The sequence below is a fragment of the Brunnivagina elsteri CCALA 953 genome (assembly GCF_002289455.1).
GTDB lineage: Bacteria > Cyanobacteriota > Cyanobacteriia > Cyanobacteriales > Nostocaceae > Brunnivagina > Brunnivagina elsteri.
In genome coordinates, this window is the sequence record NZ_NTFS01000083.1 from 1 (window position 1) to 18,976 (window position 18,976).

Genomic DNA, 18,976 nt, shown 5'->3' on the forward strand with positions numbered 1-18,976 from the left:
GAGACGTACCAGTTTTGGTTCTCAAACAAAAGCTGGTAGTAATTTCGTTGCTAGAATGTTGACCGTTGTTACTACCCTAAAGTCCCAACGTCGAAATGTCTTGGAATTTATGACTCAAGCAGTTAGTTCTAAGCGTCACAATCAACCAACTCCTAGTTTACTTCCCCAAATTCCTGTCGATAGAACTTGCTGTCAAAAAAGCTGCTAAAAACCTACGAAGTTATTCCCTTATTTCAATTCACATATTACCTTCATCTTGTGACCTATAACTCTTGAAAACACTAGGGTTTCATTCTCTTGTAATTTGCGATCGCCCGTGATCGATTACCTACATTAAAGTGGATATTTCAGGGTTTTCAAGCAATTCATCTTGTTACCTTTAATCATCAAACACAAGTTTCTAATTGGAATCAAGATAGAGATTTTATTCTGAAGCTATTTCCTCAAGATTGTCATCGTTACTATCAAATAGTCACATAATTATTGTTAAAATTGCCTTTTTTATAATTATTAAATTCTGCATAGTTTAGCTATTTTTTTATATTAATAGCTCTAAATAACTATGTCTAATTATATTCCTTTACATGCTTATTTATCAATGATGCTATCAATAACCACAAGCAAGCATAGATGTTTATTTATCGATTATAACAAAACATATATTTCCCCATTATTGCTACTTATTGAGAATCAGTTGGTTAGCTTAAATCAAGGCAATTACCTGTTTTGTGATGTCTTTATTCAATAAAAAGTATTATTTTATTCTTATTTGATAGATTTATTTCAGTGATTACCGATTGTGACAGTTGAGGTGCGGAATGTGGGTTCCAAATCAAATCAAAAGTTGTAGGTTATTAAATCCTCATTCCTTAGTGCCATTCCACAATCAAAAGTCCCTCCATCCAGGGCAAAGTTACCATACTTAGTCCCCAGGGCAGGCTACCCAGCAAAATATCGACCGCCTGTTGTTCGACTTGGAGTTTCCAGTTTCCGTCTCCACTACGTGTGAGTTTACCCTCCCGTTGTAAAAAGCCTTCCCGCAGTCCATCGGGACTAGTGCTTTTCAGGGTTTGCCAATAGGTAATGACTGTTTGTAATAGTTTTTCACCTTCTTCTAGTGCTGATGATGGTAAATCTAACCCCCGCACCACTGGCTGATTTAGCGACCAGCCACAGAGTAATTTTGGTAACACCAGTTCGTATTCGGGTGCATCGGTTTGCTTTGTCGCTAGGTAATACAGTAAGTATATCGCCATTTGTTGTGCCGATTCATCGCGAAAAGATTCACCATCCAATAACCCGACTGCTTCCAGATATAAGCGTATAAACGGATGCAACAACACCAGCCCCGCTTGGGAGATGTACAGCCCCGCAGTTTCTTCGTCGCTTGATAATACGGAGTTGTTATCAGCCTGCAAAATTGGAGTTTCCCGCCAGTTTCCCGATAGTGAAATGTTATTTGATGTAGTTGTTGGGATTTGATCGAGTGCGCTCAACCAAGGGGAATGTTCGGCTATTGGGAATGTGCCAATGGTAGTACGTAGGTTTTGGTATAAGACTTGGCTTGTGGTTTCTGGAGAATCAAAACGTTTTTCCTGTGTTAATTCGACTTGTTCAAATCGATTAAATTCTGGTGTTTCTAGCCAGATTTGGACTAACTGGACTAGCCATTTCTGAGTCCAAATCTCTATTGGTAAGGGTCTAAGTGGTGTGTTATCTGTGCCAATTTCAGTGAAAAGTAGCAGCCACGCTTGCTCCACCAAGTGATCGCTTCTTAGGTTCAAAGACTGCATTAATTGTTTAGCTTGTACTAGCAGGGTGTGCCAATTCGTCCAAATTGGCTGTAGCTGCAATACGATCTGATGTCGTAAACTTTCTGGTAACTGGTTGACTAAGCTTTGTCGTGTTACTACATTGCTTCTCAGTAATTCACGTAAAGGCATCTGCCAAGCGGTTTCTGTTTGGATGACAGTTTCCCAACGGGGTAGCCAGTCTTGATAATCCTCTGATTTTTGCGTCCAAGGTAAACGACCATACTGTAAAAAGTACAGTAATACTTCCCAATCTGTTTGAGGACGCGCTGGGCTATTCTCTGGCGCTGGCGAAGTCGCTGCCATATCTGCCATATTTAGCACCTGATTATAGGCACTCAACCACAGATTTCTTTCCCCAGGAGATACCGCATCAATATTAGTGCGTAGCCTTTGCCAAAGGATTTCCTCCCCTGCTCCCTGCTCGCCTGCCCTCTGCCTCTTATCTACCATTTGCATGAGTTGTGCTAACCATCTGCCATTCCAGGTGGTGGGGAATGGTCTTGTCGGCGCGTTATCAGTACGAATTTCCTCTAGCAGTAGTAGCCAAGCTTGCCGCTCTAGGTATCGCCCAGCATCCCTACCCAATTCCAAGGACTGTACCAATTGTTTTGCTTGGGTCAGTAGGGTGTGCCAATTTATCCAGGTGGGCTGTAACTGCAATATTAGCTGATGCCGGAAGGATTCTGGGAACTGTTCAACTAGGCGTTGTTGTGTGGCTGGATGATTTATCAGTAATTTCCGCAGATTTTGTTGCCAATTGGTATCACTTTGCATGACTGCTGACCAGCGCGGTAACCAGGATTGCCAACTGTGATTTGGACACCACCAAGGCAGACGACCAAAGCGTAAAAAGTATAGCAATACCTCCCAATCTGAACCAGTGCGATCGCAGATAATTTTTTCATTTGCTGACTGGTGGAGTAACCGATCCGTCAAGCGATCGCCTAAAGCCTCCCTGAGAGCAGCTAGTAATTTATGTATAAATTCATCAGCTAAAAATCGGCGATCAATGTAGCCAATTTCCACTACCAGTTGATCTAATCGTACTACTTCCTCGTCTGTTACCAATTGGTCGAATAAACGCGCTATTTCCTCCAAACCCTGCTGCTGAAACAAGCGACTCACATCTTCCTGTAAACTCCATACATCAGCTAATTGGTTGGTATCGAGTTCTAGTACAGTTCGTCCAATTATGTGACGTTGTTTGCTCATAGGGAAAATAGGAAATAGGATTATACGTTTTATGCGATCGCACTTCAAGATCAGCGATCGCAATCTCATCAACCACCATAATATATGAGCGATACCTACGGTAAGCTACGAATTAGCAAGACTATTAAGACAGTCGCTACGTGCGATCGCGCTAAAAATATATAATTTTTCGCATTCTCAAACCAATGGCATCATAACAACCAAATTTGCGCGATCGCATTCCGTGCCAAATGTAGTTTTACTCAAACCGCAAAAGCGAACGACTTACCTCGCGCAAGCTTTCAACAACATCGACAAAACTATCGACGTTGAGACATTGTTGCTACATTCCATAATCATCTTCAGGGTTCGGGAAGAATTTTTGCTATGATATGTACACTCATAAGACAATGTGAATCTTTAAGGAACACAATGAAGAAGGTTACACTATCGGAATTGAGTAATAATATTGATCGTCTGCTGGATGAGGTACTAGAAACAGGTATTCCACTAGAAATCAGCAAAAATGGAAAGTTGTTAAAAATTGTTCCTGTAGAAAAAAAAGATAAACTGAGCAATTTGACTTTTAAAGCTGATGTTATTCAAGGAAATCCAGATGATTTAGTTAATATTAGTTGGGAGCAGGAGCTTAATATTGATTTATCTTGATACTCATGTAGTAGTATGGCTATATTCTGGTTTGACAGATAAATTAACTGATATTGCTAAAACTTTAATCAATGACAATGAAGTTTATGTTTCGGCAATTGTTCGATTAGAGCTACAGTATTTATATGAGATAAAACGTATTACCGATGAGCCAGATGTGATTATTACTAATCTGTCTGAGCAAATTGGCTTAAAGATATGTAATAAAAACTTTAATAATATTATTAGCATTAGTTTAACGATTACTTGGACTCGTGACCCTTTCGACCGGATTATCACGGCAAATGCTCTGTTAAATAACAACATATTACTGAGCAAAGACCAAAATATTCTGAATAATTATCTGTATGCAAAATGGTATGATTAAAACTCGCATTGTATCAATTTTATAGATTAGGCGATCGCACATCAAAAAATGTCTAGTTTGTTGAGTTTGTTGGGTTTTGTGCCTCAACCCAACCTACGAGCGATCGCATTTAAAATCCCATCGTTCCACGAAACGCGATCGCATTACAATTAGTTGTAAAGATAGGGTGAAAAGCAAGAATGGCAGCTAAGGACAAATTTCATGCTGTGGTTCGGATTGCTCTAGAGAAGGAGCAGTGGTTGATAACGGATGATCCGTTACGCCTTGATGTGGGTGGCACTAAGTTTGAGATTGATTTAGGAGCGGAGCAGTTATTAGCGGCAGAGCGGGGGCAGGAGAAGATTGCAGTTGAGATCAAAACGTTCTTAGGCGATTCTCCGTTGACGGATTATCATGCTGCGCTGGGACAGTTTTTGAATTACCGATTGGCTTTAGAAATTATTGATTCAATGCGTATTCTATATTTAGCTGTACCCGTGATTACCTATGAAGCTTTTTTTAAGAGAGAGTTTTCGCAAATCTCATTGGAAAGATATGAGATTAAATTGATTATTTATGACCCGATCAAAGAGGTAATCGTGCAATGGATATCCTAGATTCTTATCGTCAAATTATTCAGTCGCTGTTAACAGATTATGCAGCAATTCCGATTGCGAATGGGCTGATTGATTGCTATACAGTTTTTGATACGCAGCAAGATCATTATCAGGTGATGAATGTGGGCTGGGATGGTCATCGGCGGGTTTATGGTTGTGTTTTACATTTGGATATTAAAAAAGGAAAAGTTTGGGTTGAGCAGAATATGACGGAAATGCGAGTGGCTCAAGAGCTAGTTGAGCAGGGTATTCCAAAGGAAAATATTGTGCTGGGATTTCAAGCGCCTGAAATGCGGCAATATACAGATTATGCTGTGATTTGATTTGAGCTATTAACAGTTGTTTCAAGATTCGAGAATAAAAGGCGATCGCTTTTTTCGCAATCTCCTCCGGGCATGGCTATGCTAAAGCGTCAGCGTAACGCACAGAAAGAAACATAAAAACATGGTGCGTTACATTTCATCAACGTACCCGACAAGAGCGATCGCACTATATATTTACTTTTACTGATTTTCTTCCCCTTTTTTTCCTACATTTAACATCACTTTCAACATATTTTGTTCAGCCTCTTTCTGTTTGACATACTCCTCACCTCTTCCCTCTTGATCTTTTGTAATGACTGCCGCATTAAACACGGCATTAGCACCTGCCGTATGTACAACCGTTTCGATGCCCGGATTTTCTTCTTTCAATCGCAATGACCCCCAGATATCAATTATAAATTCCCCTGGATTTAACCGTTCACCATATGTAGGAGATCCCGCTTCAGGATCTCTATTGGCCAACACATACCAATGTCCATGCTGCTTGGGATCTCCTTGCTTTATCACCGTCAAAGATGAAATGAAGTCTGCATTTTCCGCTAATGTCGAAATAATGATCGCAGTTGATTGATCACAGGTCATTGGAATCAATTCACCTTCTTCGCTTTCAGGTTTAACTGTTAATTTCTCTCCCATTTCTTTCCAATGTTCAATATCTTGCATTGGATCCTTCATCTTACCTCCTTCGTCGAAAAATCCCTTCGTTCCCTTGTCTCTGTTCTTGTTTATCGCAGCAAACAATCCCCCCATACCTTGTCTCGTTGATTCTTGGAATTCGCTTTCTTCTTTGATGTGTTGCTGTACTTTATGGGTGTTTATATATCTATCAAGTAAGGATCGTGCTAGCAAAACGTCTTTAAACCATTGAACTTCTTTAAAGTTTTGTTCGTTAATATAGCCTTCTTTTCTCGGTTCTTTTGTTTGTTTTAGTGGATAAGCTCCCAAAACATACTCACCCTCCTTGTTTTCAGGATCAACCCACAAAAAATCGCCTTTTGGAACAGTGAGTAACTTCCCTCCCCCCAACAATCCACCTTTTTTGACGCTAACCTCTCCTTTTTTACTTGTTTTATATTTATGAACTGCAGCACCAGACTCTTTCGTTACTTCTGCATGAGTCCATTGGGGCTGAATCATGTTTTGCGGTATTTTATTGCTTGGCATAACGGTTTGCTTGCGCCCCCCCCCATTCTGCTGCACAACGTGTGTAAGCTCATGGGCAATCAATTCCTGCCCGCCTCGACTCCCAGGATTATATTCCCCCTGCTGAAAGAACACATCCTGCCCCGTGGTAAACGCCCTCGCCTGAATCGATTGATTTAACTGGTCAGCCTGAGTATCTGTATGTACCTTCACCCCACTAAAATCCGCCCCCATCGCCTGCCCCATTGACCGTTGCAGCCCTGCTTCTAAAGATTGTCCACTTCCCCTATCACTATTAATGGCAGATGTCAAATCCGATGAAGCTTCCCCTCCTGCGATCGCTTCCTGAAGCTGTAAGGTTGATTTAGCTTGAAGTTCCTCCGGCTTTTCTTCCATCCTTTGGAGCGTTGTAATTTCAGGTTTAGCCTGCAATTCCTCTTCCGGTTCTTCCTGACGCTGTAACGATTCTCCTTGTGTTGGCTGGGCTGAAACTGGTGCATTGATCTGTTCCACCACTTGGGATGCCACCCGATCTGCTTCCTGTTCGTACTTATCCCCTGGCTCCCCAATGGTGAACTTTGCCTGTATTGGTAATGCTGGCGAGTTAATCAGCTTTCTCTGTACCCCTCCATTCGCCGTGATTTCGCTTTCAAAGGCGGGCATTTGTTGCACTAATGGCTGAGTTATGTCCTCTGCTTCACTGGTAGCAAATTTAGCTTGAATGGCTGATGGTGAGATTGCCTTGGGTTGGAAAAATGGTGGAGATGCTGCCCTTTCTGCCGAGAAAAAAGCATGACCTGGCGTAGCCCCGAAAAAAGGTTTTTGTGCTGCTGGCTGATGATTTGTACTTTTTTGGTTCTCGTTCGTTTTCATAATTTTCCTCTGGCAGAATATGTTTTAAGGTGGGTAGCGACTAAACTGAGAAAGACGGTTTTTATGTCTCTAGAGTTTGCTAAAAATACAAGCTTGGACTGAACGCAAGCGAAGGTGTTTAAAATCTCAAATTCGATGATGGTTGTGAGTTTTGTTGGTTTTGGCTCTGTCTCGCAATGCTGTAAGTCCACCCGGCAATTAACAGCAAGCTTGCTGCACTTATAACTAATAATTTACCAAGTTGACTTTGCCTAGTTAGTGCTGAAAAAATCAAGTTTTTGTCTCTGGTTGTTTCCCTTTGTCTCCACTTTTCAAGATGGGGTTGTTCGAGAACTAATACCTGACTTGGTTTGATTGTGTCCTCGTGATTAATCAATTTGAATTCGCTGATATCCTGATCGCTTGGCTCAAATAATACACGCAAGCGGTTCGGTAATGTAAACGATTTGGGTTCAGGTTCGTTGGGGATGAGTTCGGGTTCGCCGTTATTATCGTCATTAATCTGAATAGTCACAGTGGAAGCAGTTCCCTCCAAGCGATCGCTATTTATTTCCCTAGAGGCTTGTGCTGTAATTTGATGGATGCCTACAGTTGGTTGCCAGATTAGAAGGTAGGGGGGAGCGATTGCTTGCAGGTTCTCAGCATCCGCATTAGGAGCAGTATAAGTAAATATTACACTACCTACCGTTGCGGGGATAGTTACACATGCGATCGCATATTCATTGTTGGGGTTAAAGTCAGATACATTGAACGTGCGATCGCGTTCCAGGGTGGTGGTGTTAATTATTTCATTATTGCTAATGGTTAGTAAATTAAATCCTTGTACGCCACGAAGGGGAATAGGAATAGTTTTTGTGACCGGCTCACTAGTACAACTACCGAGTTCAGGCGGTGTTTGCACGCGCAGGGTGATAGATTTTTCGGCATCAGCGTTCCAAGTATCAGGATCATAGTTATAGCTGATGATGAACTCAATGTTACCAGGGTTGCTAACATTGGGAATACCGTCATGTTCCCAGTCGAAGGTAAAAAATGTTTCCTCGGCTGGTTGAATATCAAAGACGCGCACAGAAAACCCACTGTCGCTGATATTGGTAATTTCTGCTTGGAAATCAGCTTGCGGTAAGGGGTTAATAGTAACTGTACGGGTGAGGGTATTTTCGCATTGAGTTTGTTGGTTGCGAATTAGTGCTGTAATTGTGACTGTTTCTGGTTCGCTTCCGGTTGCATATTGACTGGGATTGAGAGTTTTTGTTTCTGTTCCGTTAATATTGACCTGAACTAACTCTATATTTTCAGATGTCCCATCAGCTAGCTTAATTTCTACGGGTTCTGCATTGTGACAGAAGTTTTGTCCCTCCAAGATTGATAACTCAGCTTTTGGTAACGGATTAATTGTAACTGTGCGAGTGAGGGTATTTTCGCACTTGGTTTGGCGATCGCGAATCAATGCTGTAATTGTGACTGTTTTTGGTTCGCTTCCGGTTGCATATTGGTTGGGATTGAGAGTTTTTGTTTCTGTTCCGTTAATATTGACCTGAACTAACTCTATATTTTCAGGTGTCCCATCAGCGAGCTTAATTTCTACGGGTTCTGCATTGTGACAGAAGTTTTCTCCCTCGAAGATTGATAACTCAGCTTTTGGTAGGGGGTTAATTACTACTGTGGGGGTGAGGGTATTTTCACATTTGGTTTGGAGATTGCGAATCAATGCTGTAATTGTGACTGTTTCTGGTTCGCTTCCGGTTGCATATTGGTTGGGATTGAGAGTTTTTGTTTCTGTTCCGTTAATATTGACCTGAACTAACTCTATATTTTCAGGTGTCCCATCAGCCAAATTAATTTCTACAGGTGCTGAATTGTGACAGAATTTTTGCCCATTGCTAACTGATAAATTAGGTCTTGGTAGGGGATAAACAGTTATAGTTAGGGTATCGTAGGTTTCATCTACTGCGTAGGCAAAAGTAATTGCCACTTCTAATCCCTTGGCTAAATCATCCCGACTAGCTTGATCAATGCTACTGGGTTGAAAAAGTTGTTTTGAACCCTCAAACACAACTCCTTTTCCCCTGACTGTACCTCCCTCCGGTTCCAGGGTAAACTCATACTTGCGATCATCGTCTTCGCAGAAAACTGTTTTCTCTAGCAAAATAATCGGACGCGATCGCGCTAATATGTAATTGACTGCTGGTGCGTCGCTACTACAGCGGTAAGGCAAACAAAAATCTGCCACGACAATATCTTTCCGGTTTCGCAATTCGTTGAATAGCTTCTCCCAGTTACTGGTTTTCTCTTGATATAAATCTGGTGGTAAAGCGACTGATTTCTGAATCTCCTCCATGCGTAAGCTGCGTAACTTATGAATTGCAGGTTCTTTGTCAGCAGCTAACAGTTCATCAACTTCTTTGCCATCTACATAGACTAAAACAAATGTGCCACCTTTCGGTACTCCACCTAAATGTTCCATACCAGGATGCTGTTGAGCAAATTTAGGGAACAAATGCAACTTCATTAGTTTTTCCAATCGCTGTCGATAAACTTTGATCAGTCGCTTGAGTTCACGCAATAAACTATAAAGAGTCTCAAAGTCTGGAAATTCCTGCTGTTCGGTGAGTTCCTCATCTCCACTAAAGCTGGCAGGAAAATGATTCAAAGAAAGTAAAACTGGGGAATACTGGAGAAGAGGAGATGGTAGGTTAACTATATCTTTTCTGGAAAGCTGGAGATGATATTTTGCTGTGTTACTCGATGCATCAATAACTAAATCACAAGTAACTTCACGTAGAGAAAGACGGTCTACTATTTCGTTGATGATACGCTGTTTTTCCTGTTCAATTACATCACTAGCAAGTCCGGAAAAATCGATAATCAAGTCATTGAAGTCGTTGAGGCTATTTCCCTCAGTGTTGGGAACTTGAGTAACGTAACGGGCAATAGGGGAAATATTGGTATTATTTACTTCTCGCACATATAACTTAAATTTTTGGTCTGTATCATCTTGGATAAATTCATAGGCTTCAGCTTTCCGGGCAATATCCAAAATATCATTATCATTAGATAGTTGGCTGTCGTCGATGGCAGTTAGACCCGGTTTATCAAAGAAATGCTGTTTGAGTGTTTGCAAAAATACATTGCTTGACAATACATTTGAAGACTGATTCCAAAGTTTTTGGAAAGCAGTCTGTATGTGGCGAAAATCTGCTTCCAAATCATCAAATTGACCAGTAATATTTAGGTCTTGGAGACTAGCTTGGCTACCAAGTTTCAGGGTAATGACATCAAAGGCTAGACTATATCGTTGTTTGTAGTCCTGAATCCGTTTAAATGCATCGTCGTTAGCCTTGCCAATATGCCCCTCAATTCGATAAAAATTAGAGGCATCCAGCCGATAGATTAGATCATTGAAAACAAGGGAATTTGCTGCCGACTCCTGCTGTGGGCGAAAATAAGCAGGATGGCGATCGCTTCTTCCTTTGCGGTAAGCATCATAGTTCCAGTATTTATATAGGTTGAAATAATCCAGGTAGTAGGGGATTGCTTGTTTGCTTAGGGGTGCGGATCGATCTTGACTGGGTGTGATTTTTACGGGTGTATCATAAAACGGTAGCAGAGAAAAACTTTCTTTGGCAGACAATTTTAAAAGGCGTTCATACAGATAGCGAACTTGTTGAGCGCGAACCTGATTGCTATTGTAAATCGGAGGTTGGGTAAAATGGCTGCGATAGGGGGAAGTAAGTGTATATTCTTGATTCGGTTCGGTTGCTACTGGTGATTTTGATGGAACAAGCCCCAACATGAGAAACTTGGGAAACCTTCGAGTTTCAGGGGGGTAATCATCCATCAAGTCAAAAGCAGTCTCAGCTAATTCGTTGTAAGCAGCAACTAGCTGACTGAGATAATCGTAAAAATATTGCAATGCATAGATGGGTTCCGGAGGTTCAACTTTTTCTGAGGAAACCGTTGCTTCATTTTTCCGTAACTGCTTAAAGTCCTCTAGTCGTTTTTCCAGGTTTTCCTGTAACTGCTTAAAGTCCTCTAGCAAATTCCGTTGAAAAGTAGTCAAAAATGGAGAGAACAGCCAAAACAGCTTGGGAAAAGACTTACCAATTACGGCGATCGCATTTTTGCAAATCTGGTAGTAGTTGTCCCGGAAAGATTGATAGTCCTTAATTTCAGTCAAATCAACGCTGTTTTTCGCTTCCACATAGCCAAATCGCTGCACCTGGGGAGCAAAATCTTGAAATTTTTTAGCCTCCTGATCAAACTCTTGGAGAAAGTGATTACGTGCAGCAAAAATTACTTCAGGGGGAAACCCTTTCCAAGGCTGTTCCAGAATCTGATAAGTTTTTGTTAGTAAGGTTTCTGCACTAATTCGCAGAGGATTTTCTGCCTGAGGGACACGGGGAATGAGAAAAAATCGCCAGCGAAAATTGCGGTATTTACTTAGTTCGTCATATTCAAGTAAACAAAAATCACTTTGGGTATCCTGAGTTTCACACACCACCACCAAGACGCGATCGCTGATAAAATCTGCAACTGTTTGGGGATTACGCTGGTTCTCGCCCGAATTTTGGTACAGAGATACCGCTTTATCTGCCTTTTCCTGAAAAAGCTCAATGACCTGATATTGAGAAGGTGTAGCTGATGACGCATCTTCGCTCAGTGCAAATAATTGGGATGCTACTGTTGTGTCATTCTGATAATGGGTTAGATTGATAATTGATGGAAAAGAAATAACATACCCTTCCGAAGTAATCCCACATCCTGGTGATATGCATATTTTTGCACTTGTATCATCATAACTACTACTTACCTCCATTCCAGCAATAATTCCCATCCCAATCAGATGGGTGCGGGTGAGGCGATTTTGACCGTCAAGATACTCGACAAGGCTATTTAGGTCATTATTCTTCAACACCTGATTAGGCATGAAGATGGGGTAGCCAGTGAGGTTGATAGTGTTCATAGCTTTAATCGTTTGCAGTTCCTAATGCTGTCTGGTTGAGAATTATGGGCTGATCTTTGGTGGTACTCACCTGGGGATCGTATAAAATACCCTGGGGATAAATATTCCGCAGTTTAGGGATAATTGTCAGGAGACGATTAAGCGTCCCTGTGAGATTACAAGCGCGATCGCAGTTAGCATCGAAAGCTAATTCCTTTAGCCAGTCGTGATAGGCAACTTCAAATTCGTGCATTTGTTGCACATTCACCCAAGCAATTTTTAAGGCGATATGGGCTGGTGCTTCCAGTCGCAGGGTGCGTTCGACAAATCGGCGAAAATCTATATCCCGAAAGCGTTCTGACCAGTAGGGTAAAATTACTGTAATCCAGAAGGAATAGGGGTCTTGGTAGGTTAACTCGGTTGGTTCTCCCCTTGTAGCATCATCCCTGTTAACGCAGATAGTTAAAAAATTATCGACCGTCTGGAATCGGTAATAAGCAATGCTCAAGAACCATAGGAAAAGTGTTAGGTCAGACTTTTTGGATATATATCGAAACCACTTCAACCAAAAAGTTAGGTCAGGTGGACTATATCTTCTAGGACGCAGGAGAATATGCTCCAACAGATGAAATCCCTCATCGTTAACTAATTGTTGTAGCGTTTGGATCGATTGATTTCGTTCTTCTTGGCTGTTGTAGTAATGAGTAGCCAGGATTTGGTCTTTTCCCCGATTAGTTAATTCCCAACTATAAAGTTCTGGGTAGTGTATAACTAGTGATGCTAGTTGGTGTAACTCGCTATGTATAAGGAGACAAAAGGTAAAAAACACTACATCTATAATTTCTGGATCAATTAACCGAAAATTTTTGGTATCTGACTTGCCATCTTTGGAAAATTCCACTTCCACCCCAGCAAGTTCCATTAAAACATCGCCTTGTTCCCAAGCGGTTTCCGGTGTAGTATGGCGTTGGCTTGCTTCTAGTAAGATATTCTGATTTTGGTCGTAAATTCGACCGATATAGGTAGGGTCAGACGAGTTTTCTAATCCAGTCCAAGTAATATTGAGATGGGCTGTGCGTACTAGTAAAAACAGGTGTTCGATCGCTGCATCCCTTTTACTTTCCGAGGCATAAAATTGGGGAGAAGTTGCAACTGCACTGCGGCGATTGCGTGGTTGGCTTAATACCCGAAATCCAAAACCTTCCTGAGTCGTAGTTGGTTCAATTGCACCTGGTTCAAATAACACACCCAGCACATCTTGATAAAAGCGATCGCGGGTTGTATTTTCATCCTCAAATATTTGCATACCTTGTAATAGGGTGACTCCTTCCCGGTCAATTAATCGGAAACGATAACCAGAGATTTCTCCTGTCACTTCTTCAACCTGCAAAAACCGCTCATCTGAGTGCTGAAATTGATTTGGGTTAAATTTAAGACAACTTAACCAGTTTTGTAGTGCTGTTTCCCGTTCTTGTTCTTTGGGGAAGCGATCGCTACTTTCTGCTAATACCTTTCCTTGGTGATCAATTAAGGTATAGCCATAGTGGGTAAATTTCGTTTCACTGCTGGGGATAGCGGTTTCCCCTTCTGCAGTATTATCTTGACGAAACAAAATTGGGCGATAATTTTGCTTATTGGCGATTTGTTTTTGTTTGAGTAAAGCGATCGCTGCTTTTTGAGCAAGTGCTGCGGAAAAGTAACGTTGAATTCCTTGAAACTTAATTACTTCGCTTGTTGCCGATGGTATCTCTAATTGGAAATAATATAAATTCTCTTCTTCTATCTGTTTAATTTGAATGATACTCACCTGGGAAATGGTAGAGGTGGCAACGCTTTCTTCAGTATTATCCTCTTCTGTCACATTAAAAAGACTTGACAAATGTTCGCTTAAGAAGTTCAAAGCTGCAATTCGTTCCCCTTGGGAAAAAAAGTAGGGTTCATATCTAGCGATGATGGTTTCGTCTTCATCCACTAATTTCACTTCAACTTCCCAGCCGTAATGATAAAAGTAACGATAGGTAAAACCTTTGTAAAAATTGTCATGTAGAGCAAATAGCAAAAACTTCTCTAAGTCAGCTTGAGCTTCTTTTCTGGAGATGTATGTTTGCTTGCTAGTTAATGATTGCTCCCCCACACCACAAGTAAAGATAAATTTTCCAGGTTCTTGATCTACCTGATAATGACACAGATTTCGCCGACGCACATCTTCAAAACCCAGTAACCGAGAAACCCGCTTTTGGAAACCCGACACATTTTCTGTGTTCCAAACCTGTTGGCAATTATAGTAATTAAAAGCGCGGAAGCGATCGCGGCTCAGGGTCGGATAGTCTCGTATAAACTGGGCTTTGTCGTGAATAATCTTGATTTCATCCTTAACTTTGTCCCGGTTTCCCTCGATCATCCGGTAGTTGAGCAGCACATAATCAGCAAAGGACTCGGCAAAGCGTCCCAACAAATGGTCAAGAAAACGATTTCGGCGATCGCTATAAGTCTCTGGTTCTTCTTGAATCGAGTCGAGATATTTATGATCATCGCCAAGGATGGCGGATTTGTCTGGAAAATCAAACTCCTGACTAAAATAGGTGTCCCATTTTTCTGGCTGGCGATTTACCTGAACATTCTGCTGTGTCTGAAGTTCATCAACCTCCCAAGAAAACAAATCCCGTACATGGGCAAGTTGGGCTAAATAGTTAGCAAGTAATTGATCGAAAAATACCAGGTATCCTTTTAATTGAAGAGCTTGAGCTTTACGTAATTTAGTCGCTGTTTCCGGTAGCCCATCTTCGCTAATGCCATAGGTCAGGGGAAAATCGTGCTGAATTGAATAGTGGTCAGCTAAGTCATAATAACTACCCTGCGGTACAGACAAATTCAGTTCATTATCCCTGCGGATGACTTTGATATGTGCAGCCCGTTGTTCATAATAGCGGCGTTTTACCTCATTTGCCTCTGCTGAAATGGGTAGCAAACCCTTGAATAGGGTGATTTTTGAGCGTTCAATCCCCAAAACCGGACTATACCCTTTCGTCAGTTGTAGATGCCAGGGACTTTGGGACTGAGCTAAACCATTGATGTAGTTAGCAATGCTCAATCTCCTCACTGCTGCTACACCTGGGATTTTCAGAATTTCCTGGTATAAATCTGAGGTATAAATTACTTCAGGTGGGGTAATTGCTTCCAGTTCGGCAGTATCAATAAAGCCATGACTCTTATAGCTTTCTTGTCCCACGGAAGGTCTACCAGGAAAGATTTCATCTATGCTTTTACCTTTGTCTAGCAACTCTTGTAGAGTATAGAAAGTTAGGCGAGGTGACAATAATGACTGTAATTTTACATAAATATCTACCAGTACATCTTCTGCATCAGCATTAGTTTCTAGCTCAATATCGCTACATAACCCAATTTCTTCTTCACCCAAAACCACAATATCGTAAACATCTTCGCAGAGATTGCGATAGCTACATAGAACCGCTTTAACTTCATCGAGGATATCTGACCAAGAACGGAAAATCTGTCCGCAGGCATTTTTGCGGGATGCCAGATCCAGGTCAATATAAACAGTATAAAGTCCACGAGGATGTAGACAGGGTGAATTCTCCGAGGTTTGATCATTTGGAGGATTGTGCAACAGTTGGCTATTTACATAATCTATATAAATAGGTGGATGATAAGTTGTGACTTTTGCTGTCAGTTTTTCTACCCAAGCATTACGGATACCGGGAATATCAATGAGACGCTTGCGGACATCCAGAACGGTGACTGGGTTACAGGTGAGGATTTCATCGGGGGTAAAAAAGTTATTCTCTTTTTGTTGAGAATCGCCTGGATTTAGTGCTAATAAATCTTCAATATCTAAGTTATTACGATAGCCCAAATCCGTGACAGCATAACATAGCACCTCCAAGATCGTCACACCCGGATCATGCAGATTATAGTCTGTCCAGAGTTTACCAGATAGAGCTTGCAGGTGTTTAATCCCAATTTCCCGTAGGGTTTGAAAATTGAGGTAATTGGGAAATTCCGGCTTGCGTTTCGAGATACTTGGATATTCCAGCATGGTTTTTTTATGGGGGAAAGGGAAATGGGGAAAAATACTGGTTTTTATCCTGCAAAGAAGAGGTGATAAATCGCACTACTAAATAACCACACAAGTGCGATCGCAATTCCCAAACTCAACAATGTCAGGTATTTCAGCAATTGTTGCCAACGCAAGTCCATCTGCTGTTTATACTCAGTAAATTCCTTACTCAAGGTTTCCAAATCCAAGCGTATTTTATCTACTTTCTGTTCCAGTTCCCGAAGTTGCGATTTCCAGTTATGATTTTTATGTGGTTCCTCTCCATCTTTGGCGCAGATTTCCTGATCGGTGATCATTTCCCAGAGTACACCTTGATAATGAACAACATCGCCTTTTTGGTAGGATTGTCCAGGTTTCCAAACCCCATGAAATTTATCCTCTTTTTTATTTAGCAGCGAAATAATCAATTCGGCAAAATGGGATGCTGACAGATGAGTATTATTTTTGAATAAACTCTTGAGTTCGTTACGATTTTTCAGGTTAGTTGTATTCACAGATGTACTTAACATAGTTAAAAATTGGGTTTATGATTGTTGTTTCTAGTGTTTAGTTCATGTCCCTGGTTGTAAAGTTATGTTTCCTAATGCCTCATAACCCAGAGTTCCAGAGAAGATTTTTGGATTAGTAGTAAGTGTACTTGCTTCATTAATGATGTGGGTTTGACCAGTGCTTGTGAGGGAAACCGAGGTGAGTAAGGAACGGACTGTTGATGCGATCGCATCTCGGACATCACGTTGATTTTCATGGTGTAGTTGGAAATCCATAACATAGTCAACGTAATATTGCTGTTCGAGAAAATTGAGAACTGAAGAACGGTAAATAACACCTCCAAAACGAATTTCTGCCTGGGGATCAACTGTCCAAGGTGTGAGAAAATTGGTAATTCCTTGCTGTAATTCCCGGCGATAATAGCCAAAGTTACTGTCGTATGGTGATTTAAATTTGACCGTAAATTCCACCTGAATATGCTCGTATGTGGGATTCACAATCTGAATATCTGCCCAAGGAGAACTTAAACTGAGTAAGTATTCCTGAATTTTCTCTAGCAAATTAATATTTACCTTGGGTTCCAATTCCTGGAAGCTACTATGCTGGGAAAGTGTCGGAATCACCACCAAAGTCACAGCACCTGGTACCAGTTCCTGAAACTGCTTGTTAGTATCTACCTGTCCGTGGTTGATACAGCGAACCTGATTAATTTCCGGGAATTTTTCCAACACCAACCGCTCATAATCGAAGATGGTGACAGCTCGACCTTTATGGCGCAGATATTCGCTGATGCGGGTATAAAAATGATTTGGTTGTTCCTTAACCTTACCACCAAAGGAATTATAGGGTTGCTCGATTTTTTTGACTGCTGCTGTGGGGACAGCTAATTTGGCTATGGTTCCAGATGGTAACGGGGTAGCTAAATGGTTGGGGTCGTTACCTAAATCAGTAAAACTTACCCTTGCAGCTTGGGTATGAACATCAATAATTTTACAAATAGCCCGACTACGTGATTTTACACTGACTTTGATCCAGTATAAATTGGGATCGAGGATAGTATTATTCTTGTTAATATTCTCAGGAATTCCCAAGTTGATGATCCCAGAAGTAATTAACCCATTGGTCAAATCACTGACGATGCGATCGCTTAAAGAAATCCAGGTATTATTTTGGAGGTAGTACCACTCTACTTCTGTCTTGGACAAATTTGTGTCAGCACTTTCTTCCACCACCTGGAACAGCAATGGTAACGCTGTGGGTGGATCGAGTTTTTCCAATCCGATGAGTAATTCCCCCTCATTGGTAAATTGCGGTAAAAAATCGGGTTTTTTCTCATCCCAATTAGCAAATCCATCAAATGGGTGAAGATGGAATAACTGGCAATCTTTTTTCTCTGCTACTGCTGTGTATTTGAGATAAATTTCCTGAATTACGGGTGTGTAAGGTTCTTTGGGAATTATTGGTTCGTCTGTAAACTCAACATAGTATTTGGGAGAAGTAACTTTAAAGATGCTCTTATCGTTTTTGTAATAAGCTCCAATAACTGCTTGTCTTTTTTGAACCGATGTGGTGGGTTGTTCTGGTGGGAGAGGATCGGGTACGGAAATAGTTTGATTTGTCGCAGCAGCCAAAACTTGACGCGCTATGACGGTAGGGTATTCGTCATGGAGAAAATCACTCTCAGTTAGTTGGAGACGTAAAAAACCATTTTGACTATCAGGGGTGAAAGCTTCCACAGGTTCTGTGTTAGCGACAGCATCAAGTTTGAGATTTGCTAATTCATTAGTGAGGGTGATGTCCGCGCTATTAAAGAGGTTAAAGTTATTGTTAGCTGAATTCCAGATTTTTTTGCCCAGAGATGCGACCGCTAATTTCCCTGGATTGAAAATAAATTGATCGGGGTTTTCCACATCATAAGCACTATCATAAGCAGCATATATCTCTAACCACTTGGGGTTGGGTTTTTCTAACTCCAGATGAATAGTTAGTGCAGTCAAGTGTTTTTGAAAGACTTCCTGACTCCCAATGTACAAATTTGCTTTCGTTTTTGGTCGCACACCAAAGGGTTGAAACGGTTTGCTGGGGTCTAATACCGCTAAATCGTTTTGTAGTATCAGCTTACGGACTTCTATTTCCTTTGTCCTGATAGTTAACCCGGTGAGTTTGAGGTTGCGGAAATAACTGTAAACAGACAAACCATTTATTATCACATCATCCTTTAATTGCAATCTTCCCACAGGTTGATTTGTTGGAAGTTTCGCTCCATCAAGTTCAGGATTGTAAATATCAATTGGTTCCTGATCGGCAGCGAGATTCACCACCAATTTCAGAATATTATCTACTAAACTGGTTTCGCTGGTTTCTGGTGGCAAAATTTCCCCAGTGATCCAGCCTTTTTTCCCACTAAAATCAACAGTAAAAATATCTGGTAAATCCCTAGCTTTCAGCGTCACCGGAACTCGATCAAAGGTCAAAGTAAAAATTAGAG

Annotated in this window: 10 protein-coding genes and 1 pseudogene; 5 read left to right on the forward strand and 6 right to left on the reverse strand. The window is 41.2% G+C overall.

Annotation, left to right across the window (positions count from 1 at the left end):
* A pseudogene (locus tag CK510_RS09890) lies at positions 1 to 208 on the forward strand (IS66 family transposase); the annotation flags it as partial.
* Positions 209 to 869: 661 nt separating this feature from the next.
* Here CK510_RS09890 and CK510_RS09895 read toward each other — a convergent pair.
* On the reverse strand, positions 870 to 3,089 hold the full coding sequence (locus CK510_RS09895) for a contractile injection system tape measure protein (protein WP_143289263.1): 2,220 nt from the start codon (positions 3,087 to 3,089) through the stop codon (positions 870 to 872).
* A gap of 348 nt (positions 3,090 to 3,437) precedes the next feature.
* Here CK510_RS09895 and CK510_RS09900 point away from each other — a divergent pair, with 348 nt between their 5' ends.
* The 4 genes from CK510_RS09900 (at position 3,438) to CK510_RS09915 (ending at position 4,960) form a co-directional block, all read left to right on the forward strand.
* Entirely contained in the window at positions 3,438 to 3,674 is a 237-nt protein-coding gene (locus CK510_RS09900; protein ID WP_095721542.1) for a type II toxin-antitoxin system Phd/YefM family antitoxin, read from the forward strand.
* Positions 3,661 to 4,041: a type II toxin-antitoxin system VapC family toxin gene (locus CK510_RS09905; protein WP_095721543.1), complete on the forward strand. Its 381-nt coding sequence runs from the start codon at positions 3,661 to 3,663 to the stop codon at positions 4,039 to 4,041. Before CK510_RS09900 ends, CK510_RS09905 begins: the two co-directional genes overlap by 14 nt.
* A gap of 179 nt (positions 4,042 to 4,220) precedes the next feature.
* Positions 4,221 to 4,637, forward strand: a complete 417-nt coding sequence (locus CK510_RS09910; protein ID WP_095721544.1) for a XisH family protein — start codon at positions 4,221 to 4,223, stop codon at positions 4,635 to 4,637.
* Positions 4,625 to 4,960 (forward strand): XisI protein, encoded by a 336-nt coding sequence (locus CK510_RS09915; protein ID WP_095721545.1) that lies wholly within the window; start codon positions 4,625 to 4,627, stop codon positions 4,958 to 4,960. Before CK510_RS09910 ends, CK510_RS09915 begins: the two co-directional genes overlap by 13 nt.
* 180 nt (positions 4,961 to 5,140) lie before the next feature.
* On the opposite strand, the gene CK510_RS09920 is transcribed toward CK510_RS09915, so the two are convergent.
* The 5 genes from CK510_RS09920 to CK510_RS09940 form a co-directional block, all read right to left on the reverse strand.
* A complete protein-coding gene (locus tag CK510_RS09920; protein ID WP_211293148.1) occupies positions 5,141 to 6,976 on the reverse strand; it encodes an eCIS core domain-containing protein in 1,836 nt (611 codons plus the stop codon).
* 118 nt (positions 6,977 to 7,094) lie between these two features.
* Complete coding sequence (locus CK510_RS09925) at positions 7,095 to 11,942, reverse strand: hypothetical protein (protein WP_143289264.1); 4,848 nt, start codon at positions 11,940 to 11,942, stop codon at positions 7,095 to 7,097.
* Between the two features lie 4 nt (positions 11,943 to 11,946).
* On the reverse strand, positions 11,947 to 15,978 hold the full coding sequence (locus CK510_RS09930; RefSeq protein ID WP_095721547.1) for a contractile injection system baseplate wedge protein: 4,032 nt from the start codon (positions 15,976 to 15,978) through the stop codon (positions 11,947 to 11,949).
* Positions 15,979 to 16,022: 44 nt separating this feature from the next.
* Complete coding sequence (locus CK510_RS09935; RefSeq protein WP_095721548.1) at positions 16,023 to 16,508, reverse strand: carbohydrate-binding protein; 486 nt, start codon at positions 16,506 to 16,508, stop codon at positions 16,023 to 16,025.
* A gap of 42 nt (positions 16,509 to 16,550) precedes the next feature.
* On the reverse strand, positions 16,551 to 18,976 hold a 2,426-nt coding region (locus CK510_RS09940), incomplete at its 5' end, for a baseplate J/gp47 family protein (RefSeq protein ID WP_095721550.1).

Excerpts from the sequence above, each read along its gene's own strand:
- CK510_RS09935 (WP_095721548.1), bottom strand. The coding sequence starts at position 16,508 with ATGTTAAGTACATCTGTGAATACAACTAACCTGAAAAATCGTAACGAA.
- CK510_RS09900 (WP_095721542.1), top strand. The coding sequence starts at position 3,438 with ATGAAGAAGGTTACACTATCGGAATTGAGTAATAATATTGATCGTCTG.
- CK510_RS09925 (WP_143289264.1), bottom strand. The coding sequence starts at position 11,942 with ATGAACACTATCAACCTCACTGGCTACCCCATCTTCATGCCTAATCAG.
- CK510_RS09910 (WP_095721544.1), top strand. The coding sequence starts at position 4,221 with ATGGCAGCTAAGGACAAATTTCATGCTGTGGTTCGGATTGCTCTAGAG.
- CK510_RS09920 (WP_211293148.1), bottom strand. The coding sequence starts at position 6,976 with ATGAAAACGAACGAGAACCAAAAAAGTACAAATCATCAGCCAGCAGCA.
- CK510_RS09915 (WP_095721545.1), top strand. The coding sequence starts at position 4,625 with ATGGATATCCTAGATTCTTATCGTCAAATTATTCAGTCGCTGTTAACA.
- CK510_RS09930 (WP_095721547.1), bottom strand. The coding sequence starts at position 15,978 with ATGCTGGAATATCCAAGTATCTCGAAACGCAAGCCGGAATTTCCCAAT.